The sequence below is a fragment of the Enterobacter cloacae complex sp. 2021EL-01169 genome (genome assembly GCF_020733125.1).
GTDB classification, from domain to species: Bacteria; Pseudomonadota; Gammaproteobacteria; order Enterobacterales; family Enterobacteriaceae; genus Enterobacter; species Enterobacter roggenkampii.
The window spans coordinates 118,324-139,742 of sequence record NZ_JAJFTC010000006.1; the positions used below are offsets into that span (position 1 = coordinate 118,324).

Annotated in this window: 16 protein-coding genes, 1 tRNA gene and 1 pseudogene; 10 read left to right on the forward strand and 8 right to left on the reverse strand. The window is 55.7% G+C overall.

The annotated features are described in order from the left end of the window. The first annotated feature begins 9 nt into the window (after positions 1–9). The 3 genes from LLF79_RS16125 to LLF79_RS16135 all read left to right on the forward strand — a co-directional run bounded on the left by LLF79_RS16125 (position 10) and on the right by LLF79_RS16135 (position 2,169). Positions 10–534, forward strand: a complete 525-nt coding sequence (locus LLF79_RS16125; RefSeq protein WP_008500115.1) for a lipocalin family protein — start codon at positions 10–12, stop codon at positions 532–534. 78 nt (positions 535–612) lie between these two features. Continuing rightward, on the forward strand, positions 613–1,659 hold the full coding sequence (locus tag LLF79_RS16130; RefSeq protein WP_047745850.1) for a class I SAM-dependent methyltransferase: 1,047 nt from the start codon (positions 613–615) through the stop codon (positions 1,657–1,659). Between the two features lie 66 nt (positions 1,660–1,725). Further along, positions 1,726–2,169 carry an acetyltransferase gene (locus LLF79_RS16135; RefSeq protein ID WP_213802772.1) on the forward strand — a complete coding sequence of 148 codons (444 nt, stop codon included), beginning with the start codon at positions 1,726–1,728 and terminating at the stop codon, positions 2,167–2,169. A gap of 32 nt (positions 2,170–2,201) precedes the next feature. Here LLF79_RS16135 and LLF79_RS16140 read toward each other — a convergent pair whose 3' ends face one another. Both LLF79_RS16140 and LLF79_RS16145 read right to left on the reverse strand, forming a co-directional pair. Then, positions 2,202–2,789, reverse strand: a complete 588-nt coding sequence (locus tag LLF79_RS16140) for a hypothetical protein (protein ID WP_224162534.1) — start codon at positions 2,787–2,789, stop codon at positions 2,202–2,204. A gap of 130 nt (positions 2,790–2,919) precedes the next feature. Then, positions 2,920–4,067 (reverse strand): IS3 family transposase gene (locus tag LLF79_RS16145; protein ID WP_227879878.1). Its coding sequence is split into 2 segments (ribosomal slippage): positions 2,920–3,830 and positions 3,830–4,067, totalling 1,149 coding nucleotides; the frame shifts between segments, so codons are not numbered across the junction. A gap of 230 nt (positions 4,068–4,297) precedes the next feature. On the opposite strand from LLF79_RS16145, the gene LLF79_RS16150 reads away from it, so the two are divergent. The 4 genes from LLF79_RS16150 to LLF79_RS16165 are packed head-to-tail and all read left to right on the forward strand — an operon-like array spanning position 4,298 to position 8,241. Continuing rightward, a complete protein-coding gene (locus LLF79_RS16150; protein ID WP_025910644.1) occupies positions 4,298–5,218 on the forward strand; it encodes a YafY family protein in 921 nt (306 codons plus the stop codon). Between the two features lie 38 nt (positions 5,219–5,256). After that, entirely contained in the window at positions 5,257–6,354 is a 1,098-nt protein-coding gene (locus LLF79_RS16155; RefSeq protein WP_025910642.1) for a hypothetical protein, read from the forward strand. Positions 6,355–6,400: 46 nt separating this feature from the next. Then, entirely contained in the window at positions 6,401–7,972 is a 1,572-nt protein-coding gene (locus tag LLF79_RS16160; RefSeq protein ID WP_025910640.1) for an ATP--cob(I)alamin adenosyltransferase, read from the forward strand. Beyond that, the gene (locus LLF79_RS16165; protein WP_061353835.1) at positions 7,969–8,241 is read left to right on the forward strand and encodes a YkgJ family cysteine cluster protein; all 273 of its coding nucleotides are present in this window, start codon (positions 7,969–7,971) and stop codon (positions 8,239–8,241) included. The genes LLF79_RS16160 and LLF79_RS16165 overlap by 4 nt, the downstream gene beginning before the upstream one ends. Positions 8,242–8,428: 187 nt before the next feature. Here LLF79_RS16165 and LLF79_RS16170 read toward each other — a convergent pair. Both LLF79_RS16170 and LLF79_RS16175 read right to left on the reverse strand, forming a co-directional pair. Continuing rightward, a pseudogene (locus tag LLF79_RS16170) lies at positions 8,429–9,618 on the reverse strand (tyrosine-type recombinase/integrase). Positions 9,619–9,769: 151 nt separating this feature from the next. Continuing rightward, positions 9,770–9,864 (reverse strand) — tRNA-Sec (locus tag LLF79_RS16175). 290 nt (positions 9,865–10,154) lie between these two features. Between LLF79_RS16175 and LLF79_RS16180 the strand changes: the two genes are divergently transcribed. After that, positions 10,155–11,546, forward strand: a complete 1,392-nt coding sequence (locus LLF79_RS16180) for a glycoside-pentoside-hexuronide family transporter (protein WP_045414825.1) — start codon at positions 10,155–10,157, stop codon at positions 11,544–11,546. 12 nt (positions 11,547–11,558) lie between these two features. After that, entirely contained in the window at positions 11,559–13,877 is a 2,319-nt protein-coding gene (gene yicI / locus LLF79_RS16185; RefSeq protein ID WP_227879881.1) for an alpha-xylosidase, read from the forward strand. 128 nt (positions 13,878–14,005) lie between these two features. Here the strand turns inward: yicI and LLF79_RS16190 are convergent, their stop codons facing one another. Together LLF79_RS16190 and xanP are read right to left on the reverse strand one after the other, a co-directional pair. After that, complete coding sequence (locus LLF79_RS16190; RefSeq protein ID WP_227879882.1) at positions 14,006–15,700, reverse strand: AsmA family protein; 1,695 nt, start codon at positions 15,698–15,700, stop codon at positions 14,006–14,008. Positions 15,701–15,819: 119 nt separating this feature from the next. Then, entirely contained in the window at positions 15,820–17,211 is a 1,392-nt protein-coding gene (gene xanP, locus LLF79_RS16195) for a xanthine/proton symporter XanP (protein ID WP_008502668.1), read from the reverse strand. A gap of 225 nt (positions 17,212–17,436) precedes the next feature. Here xanP and gltS point away from each other — a divergent pair, with 225 nt between their 5' ends. Next, positions 17,437–18,639 (forward strand): sodium/glutamate symporter, encoded by a 1,203-nt coding sequence (gltS, locus tag LLF79_RS16200; protein WP_227879884.1) that lies wholly within the window; start codon positions 17,437–17,439, stop codon positions 18,637–18,639. 2 nt (positions 18,640–18,641) lie between these two features. Here gltS and recG read toward each other — a convergent pair whose 3' ends face one another. Both recG and trmH read right to left on the reverse strand, forming a co-directional pair. Further along, positions 18,642–20,723 carry an ATP-dependent DNA helicase RecG gene (gene recG, locus LLF79_RS16205; RefSeq protein WP_046091946.1) on the reverse strand — a complete coding sequence of 694 codons (2,082 nt, stop codon included), beginning with the start codon at positions 20,721–20,723 and terminating at the stop codon, positions 18,642–18,644. A 3-nt stretch (positions 20,724–20,726) separates the two neighbouring features. Next, on the reverse strand, positions 20,727–21,416 hold the full coding sequence (gene trmH / locus LLF79_RS16210) for a tRNA (guanosine(18)-2'-O)-methyltransferase TrmH (RefSeq protein ID WP_021242410.1): 690 nt from the start codon (positions 21,414–21,416) through the stop codon (positions 20,727–20,729). Positions 21,417–21,419 lie beyond the last annotated feature (3 nt).

The window sequence follows — 21,419 nt, forward strand, 5'->3', positions numbered from 1 at the left end:
GGAATTCTCATGAAGCTATGGCCTGTTGTGACCGGTGTTGCGATTGCTTTGACGCTGGTCGCCTGTAAATCCCCCACGCCGCCGAAAGGCGTGCAGCCTATTACCAACTTCGAAGCCAGCCGCTATCTCGGCAAATGGTACGAAGTCGCCCGTCTGGAAAACCGCTTCGAACGCGGCCTGGAGCAGGTGACGGCGACCTACGGCAAGCGCAGCGACGGCGGCATCAGCGTGCTTAACCGGGGGTACGATCCGGTGAAGAACAAGTGGAATGAGAGCGAAGGCAAAGCGTACTTTACCGGCGAGCCGACCACGGCCGCGCTGAAGGTGTCGTTCTTCGGCCCGTTCTACGGCGGGTATAACGTGATCAGACTCGACGATAAGTACCAGTATGCGCTGGTCAGCGGCCCGAACCGCGACTATCTGTGGATCCTGTCACGCACGCCGACCATCCCGGATGCGGTGAAGCAGGATTACCTGAACACCGCGCGCAGTCTGGGCTTCCGGGTTGACCAGCTGGTGTGGGTGAAACAATAAAAATCGTGCTTTCTTCCTGGGGCATTACTGGCACGCCTGGATAGACTTCCGTTAAAAGCCTAACGGAGGGAAGACGACATGAACTGGCAGCCTTTTCGCGGCGATGCACCGGAAAATATGACGATTTTCAGCGCGTCATTTCCCGACGTCAGCGACCAGTGGCCGATGAAAGACGATGCTGCCCGTGAGATCGCCTCCCTTGACCGCGCCTTGAAAGCGGAGCCGGCGCTTCGGCCGCCGCGGGTGGAATACGACGAAGGGGGGCTGGCCGTGCTTGTCCCGCAGAATCGCTATTCCGAACAGGCCTTTCGCAACCGCCCGGCGCTCACCGCGTGGCGCACCCGGCTGGTGCCCTCCGCGCTGGCGCTGTTTGTGGTGCAAAACCCGCTGGAGGACCGCCTGCCCGACGGCACAAAAATGGACAGCGACAGCCGCCAGTGGTTTATCCACGCTAACGATGCGATTGGCGTGCGCTCCCGCGCCCGGGTGCTGGCCGCGCTGGTGGATAAGTACATTCATAATGAAAGCGAGAACAACTGGGTCAGCCTGGCGAGCGGTGCCGCCATTCCGGTGCTGGAGGCGTTGCGCGAAGCAAAGCTCGACGGTCAGCAGGTCTATCTCACCCTGGTGGACAAAGATCCCGTAGCGCTGAGCTGGGCGGAAACCATGGCGGCGCAGGAAGGCATTGTGGTGGGCGAACAGCTGACGCTGCTCAGGCGCAACCTGCTCCATACGCTGGTGCGTAACGAGGACCTGCTGCTGGAGCTGGGCGAGCACCAGGCCGAACTGGTCGACGCGCTGGGGATTTTCGAATACTTCAATGATACCGACGCGGTGATTTTTCTCCAGCGCGCGCTGCGGCTGGTCAAACCCGGCGGCGCGGTGATTGTGTCGAACATGCTCACCAGCAGCCCGCAGATTGACTTTGTGCTGCGGGGCATCGGCTGGGAGGATATTCACCCGAGGTCGTTACAGCAGCTGCAGGACATCCACCTCGCGGCGGGCGTGCCGGTGGAAAACGTCACCGTGGTGGTGCCGAAGGACGGGGTGTATGCGGTGATGGAGATTAGGGTAGGGGATGAAAAACCGCACGGTCAGTTCCCTCTCCCTGTGGGAGAGGGTTAGGGTGAGGGGGAGCAGGCCGCATAGCGTGATTTGCATTAGTAGGATTTTCCAATCATGATCTCCCCCATGAAAATTGAAACCGCACTCCCCATACACTTCGAGCGTCTGGTCGCGATCTGGGAATCCTCCGTCCGCGCCACCCATCACTTTTTACAGGAAAGCGATATTGCGGCGCTGCGCCCGCTATTGCTCAACGCCTATCTGCCAAATCTCAAGGTTGTGATTGCTCGCGATGACGCAGGCGTTATTCACGGCTTTTTAGGCGTGGATGAAAACCGCATTGAAATGTTGTTTGTTGACGACGCGAGCCGCGGGAAGGGCGTTGGGAAATTGCTGCTGCAACACGCCATCGCAGCGTTCGGCGCGAACGAAGTGGATGTGAATGAGCAGAACCCGCAGGGCGTCGCGTTTTATGGCCATATGGGGTTTGAGCAGGTCGGACGCTCGGAACTGGACGGGCAGGGGAATCCGTTTCCGTTGCTGCATATGCAGTTGGGCGGGCAGGTTTAACGCCCCCTCCCTCTGGAGAGGGAGTCTGCAAGCTAGTTACTGGTAATTTGCCCGATGATTACGCCACGCACTTTTTCGCCATCGAAGTAATAAGAGACCGTATTACTCTGGATGAATCCATTCTGTACTGGCGTCTCCTGATAAAAAAGCATCGCTTTCTTTTTGGCGATCTCTTTCTTGCCGAACAATTCGACTAAATTCCCATGCGTCGCATTTAATAATGGAACATTAGCGACTGAGACTCTGACAGGTTCCGTTGTTTTAGCACACTCGTTATGGATGCCATCTTTGGCTATAACTAGCGCAGTTAGCAATCCTGCACCCATTTCGTTATCAGAAATGAACCAGTAATTCGTGCCATCGTCGTCATGAAGGCAGACCCAACGAGCGGAACTGTCTTTGTTGACTGGTGTGCTGGAGATGTCCGCCAGATGAGTAACCTGCATTTGCACGGTTTTCTTACCGATAGTGATGGTTGAGGTAAGGGGCATTGTTGTTGAAATTTCCGTCAGCGAGTCGTCTTCATCGTAATACCGGGTCGCGAAGCCGGTCATTTCCGTTGCTGAGACGTGCGAACTGACTGCAACGAGTAATGGCAATAAACAAAATAAATGCTTCATTTGACAATCAATATCGTATCGTTGCTTTTCCAGATACTCCTTCTGGCACTCAGAGGAGCAATGATGCAGCCCTCTGAAGAGTCGTCGGGGTGCAAACTGCGTTTACCATGTGTGAATCGCCACGGATAATCTAGACACTTCTGAGCCGTTGATAATATAGGTTTTCATATTCAGCCGGTGGCATCTGCTCGCTCGAACCATGCCGACGCTTACTGTTATAAAACATTTCCATATAATCAAAAATATCGCTTCTGGCTTCGTCTCTCGTTCCGTAGATCCTTTTCTTAATCCGTTCGCGTTTCAGTAGCTGGAAAAAGCTTTCCGCAACCGCGTTGTCATGACAATTACCGCGACGACTCATTCTGCCTTCCAGACCGTGTGATTTCAGGAACGACTGCCACTCATGGCTCGTGTACTGACTGCCCTGATCAGAGTGAACCAGTACCTGCTTTTGAGGATTACGCCTCCACACCGCCATAAGTAATGCGTTCAGGACAATCTCTTTTGTCATGCGGGGTTGCATTGACCAGCCGATAACTTTTCGGGAGAACAGGTCAACCACCACGGCCAGATACAGCCAGCCTTCGTGGGTTCGGATGTAGGTTATGTCCGTCACCCAACGCTCATCCGGTGAGTCCGGATTGAACTGCCGCTGGAGCCTGTTGGGTGTCACGATACTGGCTTCGCCTTTACGTGCTCGTGGGCTACGGTACCCAACCTGAGCTTTTATTCCGGCACGCTTCATCAGCCGCCAGACCCGGTTCACTCCGCACTGCTGTCCGGTATCACGCAGATCGAGATGGATCTTGCGATAACCATAGACGCAGCCAGACTCAAGCCAGAACTGTTTGATTTGCCCGGTCAGCATCTGAACTGTCTGGTGACGCTGCGAATGTGGCTGCTGAAGCCAGAAATAAAATCCACTCGGATGGACATCCAGAACCCGACAGAGCAAACGAACAGGCCAGCAACGGCTGTTGTCGCGGATAAAGGCGTACCTCAGTCGGACAGCTTTGCGAAGTACGCCGCGGCTTTTTTTAATATGTTCCGTTCGTCCGTAACCCGCTTCAACTCTTTCTGAAGACGGCGGATCTCGGCCTGAGCATCTGACTGTTCATTATGAGTGGAAGAATCCGGGCCGTACTTCTTTATCCAGGCGTAAAGACTGTGAGTGGTGATATCGAGACGTGTTGCAACACTGGAAACAGAATGACCACGATCAACAACCTGTTTGACTGCTTCAATTTTAAACTCTTCAGGATAACGCTTACCGCTCATGGGCACCTATCTTTAAGTCATCTTAAATGACTCTGAGGTGTCTGTTAAACCCGTGGCGATTCAATCAGTCCACTTAACACCATCCGTATATCTAAAACGATCTAATGTTGTTAACGATAAAAAAAATTGCCAGTATCCCTAAAAAAGTTGGCAAACCTGCCGATGAACTGACAACCTATGTCAGCATTTCACATATAATCCATGTCAGGGAAACAGAAAAGTAGGTGCTTATGGCCGATTCAGCAAGGAGTTGCTCAGCGGGACGTTTAGTCGATATTCTGATAGAACTACAAACTTGTGGCGCTGTGAATCGCTATCAGTTGATGAGGAAATTTAATATTACTGAACGAACGGTCTATCGTGATCTTAATATGCTTTCCTCATTTATAGAGGGGTGTGGTGGTGGAGAGTATCGATTGATACCTATTCGAGCTCAGAATAATCGCTACGATGCTCTTCATTACCCACTGGCTAAGTTGCTGGACGCCGATGCGGTTTTTCCTGACAGAGATGAGGATTTTTGGCTTAGCTTAGAGAAAAGAGCTGCAGAACAGCATGTTAGAGTTCAGTTTGGTCGCCCTGAACATTCAGTCAGAAATGATTTGCGAAAGTATTTTAACTTATTAGAAAAAGCGATTCAGAAAAACAGCGTCTGTCATATTTTATATAAAGACAAAACGCGCACTGTTCATCCTTATAAATTAGTTAACCAGAAAAATATTTGGTATCTGCAGGCGACTGAGGACGGAAAACTAAAATCTTTTTCGTTAGGTAAAATTCGGTGGTTGGATATCCGGAAAGAGCATTTTGCTGTAGACACCCCCACACTGTCATTAATTGATGAGCATCGCGATCCTTGGGTGAGTGAAGAGACGTTTGAGGTGCGGGTGCGTATTAAACACAGTATTGCTGGCTACTTCGCAAGACGAGACTTACTGCCTCAGCAAGAATTGGTTCGCGAAGAGAATGATGGTGTGACTTTGCTTTGCAAGGCAGCACATCAGAATCAAATTATTCCACTAATTCTATTCTGGTTACCGAATATAGAAATTCTGGAACCAGAATGGTTGAAAAAAACGGTCATCAACTTACTGCATAACTACATCACTGTCGATCGTGACTCTGTTCCTGTTCAGGAATGTGATGCGTAGCGGGTAACAACGACTTATTGCACAGGAGATTATTATCTATGGCATTACCATTCATTATTCTGGGCGTCGCGGCAGCGGCAACGGCGTTTGGCGGCAAAAAAGCTTATGATGGCTACCAGAAAAAATCGGAAGCTGATGATGTATTAGATCGCGCGCAGCGTCGCTTTGATAAGCATAAAGAGAGCTTTGATCTGGCAAATGAAACAACGTCGAAAAAACTGGCCGAACTGGGTGAAAAAGAGCTGGAAATCGGTAAAGATTTCAATGAGTTTAAAACGATTGCCGACGATCTGCTGGCGCGTATGGCGAAAGATGGGCATAAAGATCTTCAGCTGAAGGTACCACAGCATAACATCAATAAAATTCAGAACTTGGCGATTTCCGCCACGGAATACCTGACGACGGTCGTCGGTGCCGGGGTTTCTGGTGCTGCCGCTGGTTTTGCCGTGTACAGCGGCGTGATGGCGTTTGCCGCAGCTTCTACCGGTACGCCGATCGCCGCCCTGTCTGGTGCGGCGGCGTATAACGCCACAATGGCAGCGATTGGTGGTGGTTCCCTGGCCGCAGGTGGTTGGGGGATGGCGGGCGGCGCGATGGTGCTTGGCGGTGCAGTGGTGGCTCCGCTGATTGCTATTGCGGGCTGGGCTTACGATAGCCATGCCGAAAAGGCGCTTAACAATGCTTATCAAAGCTCCCGTGAAGTGACCGCGGCGGTGGAAAAAATGAATGCGGCTGAAGCGCAGCTGACGAAGGTGCAGCAGTATGTAAATAGCATTTATGAATCAATCACCCGTATGCATAGCGTCTTTATTCAGCACTACTTTGAGCCGCTGAAAGCGATGCATACCATCATTGTTGAACGTCATGAGAAGAATATCACTACCGAGATTAGTGAGTCGGAAGAGATCATGGCGATTATCGACCATGGTTATGAATTAGCCGCCATAATGACCGACGTGATCACCACGCCGTTGTTCAAGCCGGTGACGCAGGAAAACGGTGAAGCCGTTATCGAAGATGGCGTGATCCAACTGCAGACCGACAGCAACGGTATGAACCTGCTGAACAAAGAGATTCTGGACGAAAAACTGGCGGCTTCTGATTCTGAGTTTGACGCATTTTCTTCTCGTATTTAATCAACTCGCCGGGCGAATCTGCCCGGTATTGCTATGGGCGAGCACAATGAACACAGCCAGGTTTGACTGGGGTGAAGAGTTACATCAGACGGTAGTCAAGAGTCTGACTACCTCTTTTGGGTTGGATTTTCTCTTGCTGGAGGATAAACACGGCGGCGATGTGAATACCATTCATAACGCTCGCGAGGGAGTGTATGCCTCCGATGCCGAGCGTCAACGGTACGAGCAACGCGAAGGGTATGATTCTCATCATTACCATAGGCACGAAAACTACATTGCCACCAACCGGGCGGGAAAAAAGGCGCACGAGGCCGGTACGTTGACCGATACCTACACTGGTGAGAGATTTGCGGCTAATGATAAAAAGAATCTCGACCATATTATTGCCGCCCATGAAATTCACAACGATCCAGGGCGTATCCTTGCCGAATGCGATGGTGCCGATCTGGCTAATGATTCATCAAATCTGACCTTCACGAATGAGTCGCTGAATAAGGCGAAGAAGGCGAAAACGATGGATGCCTTCGTGCAAACGCTACAAGAACAGCATGCTGCGACCACGCAGGAAATTGCCCGTTTGCGCAGCCAGCCAACGCTTTCCGAGCAAGAGCAAAAACAACTGAATAAGCTGGAAAATAAAGCAGCCGCCGATTTTGAACGGATGAAAGAGGCTGACAAAAAGGCGCGGGAAAAATACAACAGTACGATCAATCAGGAATATTACACCAGCAGCAAATTTGCGAAGAATGTCGCCACTGCCACAATAAACAATGCATTTCGCATGGGAACGCGGCAGATGTTGGGGCTGGTTCTGGCAGAGACCTGGTTTGAGTTCCGCGAGCGCATTCCGGTGATGTTCGAGAAGCATCGTCGTTCATTCGATGCCGGAGACTTCCTGCAAGATGCGGCGGAGGCATTACGCGCAGTCTGGCAGCGAGTGCAGAGTAAATTCAGCACTTTCCTGACATCCTTTAAAGACGGTGCTATCGGTGGCGTGCTCTCCAGCATTACGACGACGCTCTTCAATATCTTCTTTACGACTAAGAAGATGATGGTGCGCCTGATTCGTGAGATGTGGAACAATTTGGTACAGGCCTTTAAAGTTATGGTCTTTAACCCTGAGGGGTTAGCGCCGGGGCAGCTAGCTAAAGCGGTGAGCAAGCTGGTGGCTGCGGGTGTGGCCGTGGCTGCTGGTGTGGTGGTTAACGAAGCTTTAGCCAAGATGCTCGTCTTTCCTTTTGGTCCGGAACTGGCGGCTTTCTGCGGCGCGCTGGCGACCGGTCTTCTGACGCTGGTGATGAACTACTTCCTTGAACACAGCGCATTGATGAAAAAGGTCTGGGCGTTTCTGGATACGTTTAAAGATAAGTATCAGAAAGCACTAGAGTATTATCAGCAGGTGAATGCTGAACTCGATCGTTATCTACTGGAGCTTTCGGCGTTAGAGTTTGCTATTGATACGTCTGCGTTATCGCGTTTCTCGCTGCATCTTAACGCGGTGAATAGTGAAATTGAGCGTGGTTTGTTGCTGCGTGCAGAGGTTGAGCGCCGTAATATTGCGCTACCGTTTGAAGCAGGGAATACCCGCTCTGTGCGTAGCTGGTTAAGTAAGCTATGACGCTAACGCCCGCGTTTCCCTGTAACCAGTGCGGCGCTTGTTGTCGCCACGTCAATCGCGCCAGTGAAACGCAATTTCTCGATCGTGGTGACGGCATTTGTCGTCACTATCAGATGGAGACAAAGCTGTGCGCGATTTATGAAACACGTCCGCTTATTTGCCAGGTAGAAAAACAGTATCAGCTTAACTACCAACAACAATATAGCTGGCAGGAATTCATTACTCTTAATCGTGAAGCTTGTTTAATTCTAGAAAAACTTGAGCAGTAGGATGGACTGATCCCATGACCGTAGTCACGACTAGGCCAGTTTGAAGGCCTTTGGACTGATGCTGCCGTTGTTTTGACTACTTGAACCCGAATCAAAGAGCAGAATTTAAAGTAAATCACTTCGGAGACAAAAAAACACTCCAAATAATAGCCATCTAGATTTATAGATGGCTAAATCATTGTTGTATTTACCCCACAACATGCCTATTCAATACAGCCTCTCTCATCCTTAGCTCATCAATAAAATCCCCATACCACTGCATCATTTCCCTTCTTCCTTCCAGATATTGCGCATGGTTGTAAGTACCACGGATCGCATTCTTATCGACGTGTGCAAGTTGCGTTTCAATCCACACTGAGTTAAATCCCTGCTCATGCAAAATGGTACTCATGGTGTGACGGAAGCCATGTCCAGTTAGCCTACCTTTATAACCCAGTAGCTCTATTACCTGATTCACACTTTCCTTTGAGATTGGTTTAGTTCGATCATTACGCCCGATAAACACTAATGGATACTGCCCGGTAATCGGTTTAAGCGATTCAAATAGGGCCACTATCTGGTTCGATATTGGAACGATATGGGGTCGCTTCATTTTCATCACCTCGGCAGGTATTTCCCAGAGTCGTTTTTCAAAATCAATATCTTCCCATCGGGAAAAACGTAGCTCCTGAGTTCGTACGCCCGTCAGCATGATGATCTATGTTGCTGTTTTTGGGATGACACTGCCAGTATAGCCAGAGAGGTCTTTGAGGAAATGCGGGAGCTCATCTGCAGAGAGGAAAGGAAAATGCGTTTTCTTTGGTGTTGCCAGGGCAGTTGCAAGATCCGGTGCTGGGTTATATTCGGCCCTGCCTGTGACTATTGCATAGCGAAACACTTCACCACAGCGTTGACGAACCTTGCGCATTTTCTCTAACGCCCCGCGCTTTTCCATGCGACGGAGTGCTTCCAGTAATTCCATTGGTTTGCTTTCAGCAATAGGGCGCTTACCAATGTAGGAAAAATATCTTTTTCAAAGGTATCAATGATTTCATCGCAGTAGCGTAATGACCAGCGATCGGCTTTTGAGTGATGTCACTCACGAGCTACAGCTTCGAAGGTGTTCTCAATATTGAGCTTTTGGGCTATTTTCTCCGCTTTTTTTACTTCTGTTGGATCACTTCCTGCAGCTAATGTCTTTTTAGCCGCTTCTCTTCTGTCACGTTCAAGATAAACACCAAATGCTAAGCGCTTCTCTTTACCGCCGTAGCGATATTTTAGTCTCCAGGAGCGAGAGCCGCTGGTTGCTATCTCAAGATAAAGTCCACCACCGTCTGAGAGCTTGTACGGCTTATCTTTAGGTTTTGCGGTCTCTACTTGTCAGGCTGTCAGTTTCATTGGGGGCACCTAGAAATAGGGGCATCTTTTATGCCCCCAGAACACGCTTGATTCTGATAGACATGAGTTGATCTAAGGAGAGCATAGATGCTTTCAGTTGCAGGTATTATAAGGGATTAATTGACTTAGGGAGAATTTAGAAGAGGCATATTGGCGGAAGATCACAGGAGTCGAACCTGCCCGGGAACGCTGGCGTCCCCAACTGGATTTGAAGTCCAGCCACCTCACCGGAGATGACGATCTTCCGCGCCTGCATTGCTACATGGAGGCGGGGCGCATTATAGCTACTTTCAGGCATTTACCACATACCCCACACCACTTTTTTCACCTCTCTTTTGACCTGCACCCCCCTGTTTCAGTTAATTCTTAAGAAAATCCTCAGGTTAACCTTTCGTGCTCTCCATTATTTACCGCGATCACAAAAAACAAGAAACGTAATCTGCTAACCAGAAAACGCAATACCCCCATCTGAAACAATGGTTTAAAACCAATGCAACCGGTCTCAGCGCCCCCTACAGCGTGAAGGATAAAAAAAGATGAGCGAAGTACTGTCAGTAAAAGAGAAGATTGGCTACGGCATGGGAGACGCCGCCAGCCACATCATTTTTGATAACGTCATGTTGTACATGATGTTTTTCTACACCGACATTTTCGGCATTCCCGCCGGGTTCGTCGGCACCATGTTCCTGCTGGCCCGCGCGCTGGATGCGATCTCCGACCCGTGCATGGGGCTGATTGCCGATCGCACCCGCAGCCGCTGGGGCAAGTTCCGCCCGTGGATTTTGTTCGGTGCGATACCGTTCGGCATCGTCTGCGTGCTGGCCTACACCACGCCGGACCTCAGCCTCAACGGTAAAATGGTTTATGCCGCCGTGACCTACACCCTGCTGACCCTGCTCTATACCGTGGTCAACATTCCTTACTGCGCGCTGGGCGGTGTGATCACCAGTGACCCGACGCAGCGTATCTCCCTTCAGTCCTGGCGCTTCGTGCTGGCGACGGCGGGCGGCATGCTCTCCACGGTGCTGATGATGCCGCTGGTGAAGCTGATTGGCGGCGACGATAAGGCGTTCGGCTTCCAGGGCGGGATTGCCGTGCTGTCGGTGGTCGCGTTCCTGATGCTGGCGTTCTGCTTCTTCACCACCAAAGAGCGCATCCAGGTGCCGCCGAGCACCACCTCCATGCGGGAAGACCTGCGCGACATCTGGCACAACGACCAGTGGCGCATCGTCGGCGTGCTGACCATCCTCAACATCCTCGCCGTCTGCGTGCGCGGCGGCGCGATGATGTACTACTGCACCTGGATCATGGGCTCGCCGGAAGTGTTCGTCGCGTTCCTGACCACCTACTGCGTCGGCAACTTGATTGGCTCCGCGCTGGCGAAACCGCTCACCGACTGGAAGTGCAAGGTCAGCATTTTCTGGTGGACCAACGCCGCGCTGGCGGTGGTCAGCGTGGCGATGTTCTTCGTGCCGATGCATGCCACGGTGCTGATGTTCGCCTTTATCTTCGTAATCGGCGTGCTGCACCAGCTGGTGACGCCGATCCAGTGGGTCATGATGTCCGATACCGTCGACTACGGTGAATGGACCAACGGCAAGCGCCTGACCGGCATCAGCTTTGCAGGCACGCTGTTCGTGCTGAAGCTGGGTCTGGCGCTGGGCGGGGCGATGATCGGCTGGATGCTGGCAGGCGGCGGCTACGACGCGGCGGCCAAAACCCAGAACAGCGCGACCATCAGCATCATTATCGGCCTGTTTACCCTGGCCCCGGCGGTCTGCTACGTGCTGAGCGCCATCATCGCCAAACGCTACTACACGCTGAAAACCCCCTTACTGACCAAAATCCTGGGCGAGCTGGCACAGGGCGCGCGCCGCAATCAGCAGGAATTTGAAACCCTGCCGGTCAGCAAAGAATTGCAGAACTAAGAGGACGAAAGCATGAAAATCAGTGATGGAAACTGGCTTATTCAACCGGGCCTGAACGTGACCTGTCCGGTTCAGGTGTTCGACGTGGAGCAGCAGGGCAATGACCTGGTGATGTATGTTGCGCCGCGCGACGTGCGTGAGCGCACCTGGCAGCTCGACACGTTGATGTTCACGGTGCGTCTGTTTGCCCCGCAGGAAGGGATTGTGGGGGTGCGCATCGAGCACTTCCAGGGCGCGCTGAACAACGGCCCGCACTATCCGCTGAACGTTCTGAAAGACGTGAAGGTCGAGATTGAAAACAACGCCGAATTTGCCGAGCTGAAAAGCGGCAGCGTCAGCGTGCGCGTCACCAAAGGCGAGTTCTGGGCGCTGGACTTCCTGCGCAACGGCCAGCGTATTACCGGCAGCCAGCTGAAAAATAACGGCTACGTGCAGGACAGCAATACCCACCGCAATTACGTGTTCGAACGTCTGGATCTGGGCGTGGGGGAAACGGTCTACGGCCTGGGCGAGCGCTTTACCGCGCTGGTGCGCAACGGCCAGACGGTCGAGACCTGGAACCGCGACGGCGGCACCAGCACCGAGCAGTCCTACAAAAACATCCCGTTCTACCTGACCAACCGCGGCTACGGCGTGCTGGTGAATCACCCGGAAAACGTCTCGTTTGAAGTGGGCTCCGAGAAAGTCTCTAAGGTGCAGTTCAGCGTGGAAGGGGAGTATCTGGAGTACTTCGTGATCGACGGCCCGACGCCGAAAGAAGTGCTGAACCGCTATACCCGCTTCACCGGGCGTCCGGCGCTGCCGCCTGCGTGGTCATTTGGCCTGTGGCTCACCACCTCGTTCACCACCAACTACGACGAAGCGACGGTCAACAGCTTTATCGACGGCATGGCCGAACGGGACCTGCCGCTGCACGTGTTCCACTTTGACTGCTTCTGGATGAAGGCCTTCCAGTGGTGCGACTTCGAGTGGGATCCGGTGACCTTCCCTGATCCGGAAGGGATGATCCGCCGCCTGAAGGAGAAAGGGCTGAAGGTCTGCGTGTGGATTAACCCATACATCGGCCAGAAATCCCCGATCTTCCGGGAGCTGAAAGAGAGGGGCTATTTGCTTAAGCGTCCGGACGGCTCCCTGTGGCAGTGGGACAAATGGCAGCCGGGGCTGGCGATTTACGACTTCACCAACCCGGACGCGTGCCGGTGGTATGCCGACAAGCTGAAAGGGCTGGTGGATATCGGCGTCGACTGCTTTAAGACCGATTTCGGCGAGCGCATCCCGACCGACGTCCAGTGGTTCGACGGTTCCGATCCGCAGAAGATGCACAACCATTACGCCTACATCTACAACGAGCTGGTGTGGAACGTGCTGAAAGAGACGGTGGGTGAAGAAGAGGCGGTGCTGTTTGCCCGCTCGGCGTCCGTGGGTGCGCAACAGTTCCCGGTTCACTGGGGCGGCGACTGCTACGCCAACTACGAATCAATGGCGGAAAGCCTGCGCGGCGGGCTGTCGATTGGCCTGTCCGGCTTCGGGTTCTGGAGCCACGATATCGGCGGGTTCGAAAACACCGCCCCGGCGCACGTCTACAAACGCTGGTGCGCATTCGGGCTGTTTTCCAGCCACAGCCGCCTGCACGGCAGCAAATCCTACCGCGTGCCGTGGGCGTACGATGACGAGTCCTGCGACGTGGTGCGCCACTTTACGCAGCTGAAGTGCCAGCTGATGCCGTACCTGTACCGTCAGGCGGCGCTGGCCCGCGAGTTCGGCACGCCGATGCTGCGGGCGATGATGCTGGAGTTCCCGGACGATCCGGCGTGTGATTATCTCGACCGTCAGTACATGCTGGGGGATTCGTTAATGGTGGCACCGGTATTCTCCGAGGCGGGTGACGTGCAGTTCTACCTGCCGGAAGGGCGCTGGACGCACCTGTGGCACAACGACGAAATTCAGGGCAGCCGCTGGCATAAGCAGCAGCACGATTTCATGAGCCTGCCGGTCTACGTGCGCGACAACACGCTGCTGGCGCTGGGCAACAATAACCAGAAGCCAGACTATGCATGGCACGAGGGGACGGCCTTCCAGCTGTTTAACCTGGACGATGGCGCGACGGCGGTAAGTGAAGTGCCTGCGGCGGACGGTTCTGTGGTGTTTACGCTTAAGGCGTCACGTCAGGGCGACATCGTGACCTTTATCGGCGCGGGAGACGCGCAAAACTGGTCGGTATGCTTGCGCAACGTGCAGAAAGTGAGTGGCGTGAAGGGCGGCTCGCACGCGGGTAGCGAGTGGGGCGTGGTGGTGAAAGCCGAGGGGGATGAGGTGGCGGTTCAGCTCTGAGGTGGAAAATGCCCGGTGGCGCTGCGCTTACCGGGCCTACGGTAATTATGCGGTCTGATGCCCTCACCCACAGGGAGAGGGAACCAAAACCTCGTAGGCCGGGTAAGGCGAAGCCGCCACCCGGCTTTTTACTGTGCCGGCGCCATCGCCGACACCACGCCGCCCGTCATCGTCTGCTCTACCTGCTGCTTATCCATATTCACCGCGCTCAGCTTCCCATTCACCGTTGGCTTCAGCGGCGCACTGGCCTGCACGCTGCCGCTGGCGGTGAGCTGAATATTGCCGTCACCTGCAATTGGCAGCGCAGGCCAGCCCCACTGCTGCAGCACGCTGAGCGGAACGCCGCGCCCGTTGAGGCTCACCGTGGTCTGCCGCTGCGGCAGCTGGGAAACGGTCGCCGTAGCTTCCAGAATACCTTTCTCGGTAAATGCGCTCAGGTCGGTAATATTCACCGTGGCGGCGTTGGCATTCAGCGCCAGCGACGGACGGCGCACGTCCACGCGGTTAAAAGTCGCCGCCGCGCCGTTCAGGGTTGCGCTGCCGCCCCAGACGCCCCACTGGCGATCTTTCACCAGCTGCAGGTTTGCGCCATAGCCGTCCAGCGAGGTGATCTGCCACGGGAAGGCGGGATCGATGTCGATCACCAGGTTGCGGCTCAGGCCAAATTTTTGCAGCGTGACGCTGTTCAGCCATTCCGGCAGAGGCGCCATCCACAGCGCTTTCCAGTTTTGCGGCAGGGTATACTCCAGCCCGGCAATGGCGACATCGTCCAGCACCAGCGCTTTACCGTCGCGCAGCCAGTTACCGGACGTGCGCACCATGCCGCCTTCCCAGCGGGAGGTGAACTGGCGCAGCGCCATGCCCTGCGGGGAAAACTCCGCATTCAGGATCGGGTCAAACAGATGCAGCGAGCCGTAGATAAACTCGCTGGCGTTCATCGACAGGCGGCCTTCCTGGCTCTGCCAGTCACCTTTGCTCAGCGTCAGGTTGCGCAGGCTTAAATCGAGGTCGGTCACCGCCCAGTCCGGGCCCTGAAGCCGGGCGTCGGTCACGTCCAGACGACCAATCTGCAGAGAGGGGATAGTGGCCAGCGGTGCGAAGAACGCCGTCAGCGTTTTATCGCTCTGCAGGCGGATCTCGTTCAGGCGCATGGTGTCGATAATCCAGCTCCCGTCGGCGTTGCGCAGGGCCGAGCCGGTGAGCGAGCCCCGGGCCATATCGGCGCCAATCGTATTCAGCACCACTTCCTTGCCGTTAAGCTGGCCCTCGATCAGCACGTTGGTGGCCGGTACGCCGTTGAGGGCCAGCGAGCCTGCGCTCATCTGGATCTGCGCGTGATTACCCAGCACGTTGCCCGCTTCCGGCTGCCACGGGCTGACGCCGCCCGTCACCTTCTGCGCGCTCAGATCCCATTCGGTATTCGGGCTGTTAAAGGCCATATTGTTCAGCTGCAGGCGATCCGCCTGGAAGGGCAGCGGCGCGGTCTGCGGGGAGAGATTCAGCGTGCCGTCGAACAGGGTGATGGTGTCCACGTGCAGCGGATCGGTTATCTGGCGGCTGCTGAGGCCGATATCCACTTTTTTGGCCACCAGCGTGGCGGGTTTACCGTCCCGGCCGAAGGTGACGTTTTCCAGAATGAGGTGGGATGGTGACGAAAAGCGGTGATTCATCTTGTCGAAACTGAGCTCGTAGTCGGTATTCACCGTTACCCAGCTGCTGACCTGAGTCGCGCCCCAGCGGGTCTGGAGCAGAATATAGAGCGCCAGTATCACAATGAGCAGGGCTACCAGAAGATAGACGAGTAGCTTTCCAATAAATTTCATGGTCTTCCATCCCGCAAAACGCACATAAGGGAGTTATGCACGATTTATGCGCAATCCTCAAGGCGGGAATGGTGTAAATAGATGTCACGGCAGACATTGACTGCCTGCCGTGAAGGGGATCAGTTCTTTTCAGGCGGGAAAACGAGGTTCAGCACGATAGCGGTGATACCGCCCGCGGCAATGCCGGAAGAGAGCAGGTTTTTCACCCAGTCCGGGGCAAACTGCAGGATCAGCGGCTGCTGAGAAACGCCCAGACCGACGGCCAGCGACAGCGCAATAATCATGATTGCGCGGCGGTTCAGCGGCTCGCGGGAGACGATACGCACGCCGGAGGCCGCGATCGTCCCGAACATCACCAGCGTTGCCCCGCCCAGCACCGGCTCAGGGATGTGCTGCACAAAGCCGCTCACCGCCGGGAACAGGCCGAGGACGATCAGCATCAGCGCCACCACGAAGCCGACATAGCGGCTGGCCACGCCGGTCAGCTGGATCACGCCGTTGTTCTGACCGAAGCAGGAGTTCGGGAAGGTATTGAAGACCGCAGAGACAAACGAATTCAGACCGTTCGCCAGCACGCCGCCTTTCAGGCGCTTCATGTACAGCGGGCCGGAAACGGGCTGCTCGGAGACGTCGGAGGTGGCGGTGATGTCGCCGATGGTCTCCAGAGAGGTGATCATAAAGACCAGCATCAGCGGCAGGAGCAGACCCCAGTCAATGCCCAGACCGTAATACAGCGGCGTAGGGACAGTGATCAGCGCGCTGTTGGCTGGCGCGGTGTTCTCCGGCAGCATGCCCAGCGCCCACGCCAGCAGGTAGCCTGCCGCCATGGCGATCACCAGCGAGGCGACGCGCAGGTATGGGTTACGCTGGCGGTTAAGCAGAATAATGATGGCCAGCACGACGCCCGCCAGCAGCAGGTTTTTTGGCGCGCCGAAGGTGTGGTCGCTCATCGCGGCATAGCCGCCGCCGATGGAGGTGAGGCCCACCTGAATCAGCGACAGGCCGATAATCATCACGACGACGCCGGAAACCAGCGGGGTGATAACGCGGCGAGCCAGATGTAGAACGCGGGAGATCACCATCTCCGTACAGCTGGCCAGCATCAGCGTGCCGAACAGCGCCGCCATCATGGTCGGGACATCCGCACCGCCGGTTTTCAGGGCCGTACCGCCCATGATCAACGGCGCCACAAAGTTAAAGCTGGTGCCCTGAATCGACAGTAAACCCGACCCCACCGGACCCCACGCTTTAATCTGGATAATCGAGGCCACGCCGGAGGCGAAGAGAGACATGCTGATGATGTGCTGCGTGTCCTGCGCCGGTAAACCGAGCGCCTGACAGATCAGCAGCGCCGGGGTGATCACCGCAACAAACATCGCCAGAAGATGCTGGCAGGCGGCGAAAAGCGTCTGCGGCAGCGGCGGGCGGTCTTCAAGGCGGTAAATCAGTTCGCTATTTTGCTTCTGCGCAATCGGTTGCGCATCAGGCGACTCTATGGTGTTAACGGACATCGGCGGCAATCCCACGGTGGAAAAGCGGGCATTTTATCTGACCACCTGGTAAAAGCAAACGATTGCCAGCAAAAAAAGACAAGAAAATCTGCCGCTGTGAGCAGGTTTTCTACATCCGATGAGGAAAAAAAATTACACTTTTTGCGCCGGAAGCTCATGAAGAGCGCAAACCGGCCCAGGATAACGCCGCGTGTGTATGGAACACGCGCAAAAAAGGAGCCTTCTATGATTCATCTCGATACGTTGTCGACCCTTGTTGCCGCAACGCTGGTGTTACTGCTTGGCCGTAAGCTGGTACATAGCGTTTCCCTTCTGAAAAAATACACCATTCCTGAACCTGTCGCTGGCGGCCTGCTGGTGGCACTGGCCCTGCTGGTACTCAAAAAAAGCATGGGCTGGGAAATCGATTTTGACATGTCCCTGAAAGACCCGCTGATGCTGGCCTTCTTTGCCACCATCGGCCTGAACGCCAACCTGGCAAGCCTGCGGGCGGGCGGTAAGGTGCTCGGCGTATTTTTGATTGTGGTGGTGGGGCTGCTGCTGATGCAAAACGCGATTGGCATCGGCATGGCGACCTTGCTGGGGCTGGACCCGCTGATGGGGCTGCTGGCGGGGTCGATTACGCTGTCAGGCGGTCACGGTACCGGGGCGGCGTGGAGTAAATTGTTCGTTGAGCGCTACGGTTTTGAAAATGCAACGGAAGTGGCGATGGCCTGTGCCACCTTTGGCCTGGTGCTGGGTGGCCTGATTGGCGGCCCGGTGGCGCGTTATCTGGTGAAGCATTCCACCACGCCGGACGGCAGACCGGACGACGAGCTGGTACCGACCGCCTTTGAAAAGCCTGACGTTGGGCGCAGTATTACCTCGCTGGTGCTGATTGAAACCATCGCGATGATCGCCATCTGCCTCACCGTGGGCAAAGTGGTTGCGCAATGGCTGGCGGGCTCCGCGTTTGAGCTGCCGACGTTTGTCTGCGTGCTGTTTATCGGGGTGATTCTGAGCAACGGCCTGGCGCTGATGGGCTTCTACCGCGTGTTTGAACGGGCGGTGTCGGTGCTCGGCAACGTCTGCCTGTCGCTGTTCCTGGCGATGGCGCTGATGAGCCTCAAGCTGTGGGAGCTGGCCTCCCTGGCGCTGCCGATGGTGGCGATTCTGGCGGTGCAGGCCCTGTTTATGGCGCTGTACGCCATGTTTGTCACCTGGCGCATGATGGGCAAAAACTACGATGCGGCGGTGCTGGCGGCGGGTCACTGCGGTTTTGGTCTGGGGGCAACCCCAACGGCTATCGCCAACATGCAGGCGATCACCGAACGGTTTGGGCCATCGCACATGGCGTTTCTGGTGGTGCCGATGGTCGCGGCGTTCTTTATTGATATCGTCAACGCGCTGGTGATTAAGCTGTACCTGATGCTGCCGATGTTCGCCTGAAATCAGGCGTTGGAATAGCGTTCGGTTTCCGGCATCCAGCGCTCAATTAACGCTGCCGCCTGCTCGGGGTAGCGTTCATGAATGTGGCGGGCGAGGCGCTGAACCTCGGGGATCATGGCCTGATCGCGCAGCAAATCCGCGACTTTGAATTCCGCATTCCCCGTCTGACGCGTGCCCAGCAGTTCACCGGGGCCGCGGATCTCCAGGTCTTTTTGCGCAATCACAAAACCGTCGTTGCTGTCGCGCAGCACCTGCAAACGCATCTGGGCGGTTTTCGAGAGCGGCGCTTTGTAGAGCAGGACGCAGTGGGACGCTACCGCGCCACGGCCGACGCGCCCGCGAAGCTGGTGGAGCTGGGCAAGGCCCAGGCGCTCCGGGTTTTCGATAATCATCAGGCTGGAGTTCGGCACATCCACGCCCACTTCGATGACCGTGGTCGCGACCAGCAAATGCAGCTCGCCCTGTTTGAACGACTGCATCACCGCCTGCTTTTCAGCGGGCTTCATGCGTCCGTGAACCAGACCCACGTTTAGCTCCGGCAGGGCGAGCTTTAACTCTTCCCACGTGGCTTCGGCAGCCTGCGCTTCCAGCAGTTCCGACTCTTCAATCAGGGTACAAACCCAGTAGGCCTGACGCCCTTCGTGGGTGCAGGCGTTGCGCACGCGGTCGATGATATCGCTGCGACGCGTGTCAGGAATGGCAACCGTCGTGACCGGCGTACGGCCCGGGGGGAGTTCGTCGATGGTGGAGGTATCCAGATCGGCGTAAGCCGTCATCGCGAGCGTGCGCGGGATCGGCGTGGCGGTCATGATCAGCTGATGCGGGTGGAAGCCCTGCTGCAGTCCCTTTTCCCACAGCGCCAGACGCTGATGCACGCCGAAGCGGTGCTGTTCATCGATAATCACCAGCGCAAGGCCGTTGAACTGCACCTGCTCCTGGAAGATAGCGTGCGTGCCGACAATCATCTGCACCTGCCCGCTGGCGATGGCTTCCTGCTGCGCAAGGCGCGCTTTGCCCTTTTGTTTTCCTGCCAGCCAGCCCACTTCAATCCCCAGCGGCGCGAACCAGGCGCGGAAATTGTTGGCGTGTTGTTCCGCCAGCAGCTCGGTCGGCGCCATTAACGCGACCTGTTTACCGTGGGCAATGGCGCGCAGGGCTGCAAGGGCGGCAACCAGCGTTTTACCGGAGCCTACATCGCCCTGTACCAGGCGCATCATCGGCACGTCGAGCGCCATATCGCGTTCAATCTCGGCGGTGACGCGCGCCTGCGCACCGGTGGGTTTAAACGGCAGAGAGGCCAGCAGCTTATCTTTGAGCGCATCATTCTGGCTTAACGGCTGAGCGTGGAAACGCTGCGCGCCCGCACGAAGCGCCAGCATGCTCAGGTTATGCGCCAGCAATTCCTCAAGGATAAGACGCCGTTGGGCGGGGTGTTTGCCGCTTTCTAAGTCGCTAAGCTGCAGCGTGGGCGGCGGACGGTGCAGGGTTCGCAGCGCTTCGGGAAGGCTCACCATGCCCTGCGCCAGCTCGGGTGGCAGCAGCTCGGTAATGGCGCAGGTGTCCAGCAGCTCCAGCGCCTGATCGGTAAGCTTACGCAGCGTGGCCTGCTTGATGCCTTCGGTCGTCGGGTAAACCGGGGTAAGTGTCTCCTGCAGTTCCGGCGTGCTGAGATCGCCCTGCACGCGGTACTCGGGGTGGATCATCTCTGCGCCGTACTTCCCGCGTTTGGCTTCGCCATAGGCCAGCACCCTGCGGCCTGTCGCCAGGCTGTTTTTCATCGCCGCGCTGAAGTTGAAGAAACGCATGGTGAGAATGCCGGTGCCGTCGCTGATCTGGCAGGTCATCATCCGGCGTCCGCCGAAGGTGATGTTGCAGTTCAGGACTTCGCCTTCAACGGTGGCGTAAATGGCGGGAAGGAGATCGCCAATCTTATAAAGCTGGGTGCGGTCTTCATAACGCAGGGGGAGGTGAAGCAGGAGATCCTGCACGGTGTGCAGGCCAATTTTGGCCAACTTACTGCTTTGCGCCGCGCCCACGCCCGTCAGGCTGTTGAGCGGGATAGCATCCAGCAGGCGGCCCTTCATCGCTTACCCGGCGTACTGCATGGTGGCCCACCACTCGGCATCGGCTTCAATTTCGCCCTGCGCGTTGACGTGGGGGTAAGGCAATTTTTTCTGCTTCGCAACGCGAGCCAGCACCGGATAACCGCCTTCAAACAGCAGGCGCTGCTGTTCATCTTCCGGCAGCATACTGTTGCTACGCTCGTACATGCCGGCGTTCTGACGCTGGCGCTGCGCTTCATACAGAATGAGCGCGGACGCCACGGAGACATTGAGAGACTGGACCATGCCGATCATCGGAATGATGATGTCCCGATCCGCCAGATCCAGCGCTTCCTGTGAGATCCCGGTTTTCTCCTGACCCATCAAAATGCAGGTCGGGCGAGTGTAGTCGATCTCGCGAAAATCCACGGCTTTAGCGGACAGGTTAGTGGCAAGGATTTGCATCCCGCGCCCTTTCAGGTGCGAAACGGCATCGCCAATTGTCTGGTGAGATTTGACGGAAACCCAGCTGTTACTGCCTGCCGCCGCCGAGACCATGGTGCGCATCCGGTGACCCGGCCAGACGGCGTGCACTTCATGCACACCGACGGCATCGGCGGTACGGACGATAGCAGAGACGTTATGCGGTTTATGGACCTGCTCCATGCAGACCGTCAGGTCAGGCTGACGCCTGGCGAGCATTTCGCATATCCGCGCGTAACGTTGTGAATTCATACC

Coding starts and splice junctions, on each gene's coding strand:
- LLF79_RS16190 (WP_227879882.1), bottom strand. CDS start 15,700: ATGAAATTTATTGGAAAGCTACTCGTCTATCTTCTGGTAGCCCTGCTC.
- xanP (WP_008502668.1), bottom strand. CDS start 17,211: ATGTCCGTTAACACCATAGAGTCGCCTGATGCGCAACCGATTGCGCAG.
- trmH (WP_021242410.1), bottom strand. CDS start 21,416: ATGAATTCACAACGTTACGCGCGGATATGCGAAATGCTCGCCAGGCGT.
- LLF79_RS16130 (WP_047745850.1), top strand. CDS start 613: ATGAACTGGCAGCCTTTTCGCGGCGATGCACCGGAAAATATGACGATT.
- LLF79_RS16155 (WP_025910642.1), top strand. CDS start 5,257: ATGGCATTACCATTCATTATTCTGGGCGTCGCGGCAGCGGCAACGGCG.
- yicI (WP_227879881.1), top strand. CDS start 11,559: ATGAAAATCAGTGATGGAAACTGGCTTATTCAACCGGGCCTGAACGTG.
- LLF79_RS16160 (WP_025910640.1), top strand. CDS start 6,401: ATGAACACAGCCAGGTTTGACTGGGGTGAAGAGTTACATCAGACGGTA.
- LLF79_RS16165 (WP_061353835.1), top strand. CDS start 7,969: ATGACGCTAACGCCCGCGTTTCCCTGTAACCAGTGCGGCGCTTGTTGT.
- recG (WP_046091946.1), bottom strand. CDS start 20,723: ATGAAGGGCCGCCTGCTGGATGCTATCCCGCTCAACAGCCTGACGGGC.
- LLF79_RS16150 (WP_025910644.1), top strand. CDS start 4,298: ATGGCCGATTCAGCAAGGAGTTGCTCAGCGGGACGTTTAGTCGATATT.
- LLF79_RS16140 (WP_224162534.1), bottom strand. CDS start 2,789: ATGAAGCATTTATTTTGTTTATTGCCATTACTCGTTGCAGTCAGTTCG.
- LLF79_RS16180 (WP_045414825.1), top strand. CDS start 10,155: ATGAGCGAAGTACTGTCAGTAAAAGAGAAGATTGGCTACGGCATGGGA.
- LLF79_RS16125 (WP_008500115.1), top strand. CDS start 10: ATGAAGCTATGGCCTGTTGTGACCGGTGTTGCGATTGCTTTGACGCTG.
- gltS (WP_227879884.1), top strand. CDS start 17,437: ATGATTCATCTCGATACGTTGTCGACCCTTGTTGCCGCAACGCTGGTG.
- LLF79_RS16135 (WP_213802772.1), top strand. CDS start 1,726: ATGAAAATTGAAACCGCACTCCCCATACACTTCGAGCGTCTGGTCGCG.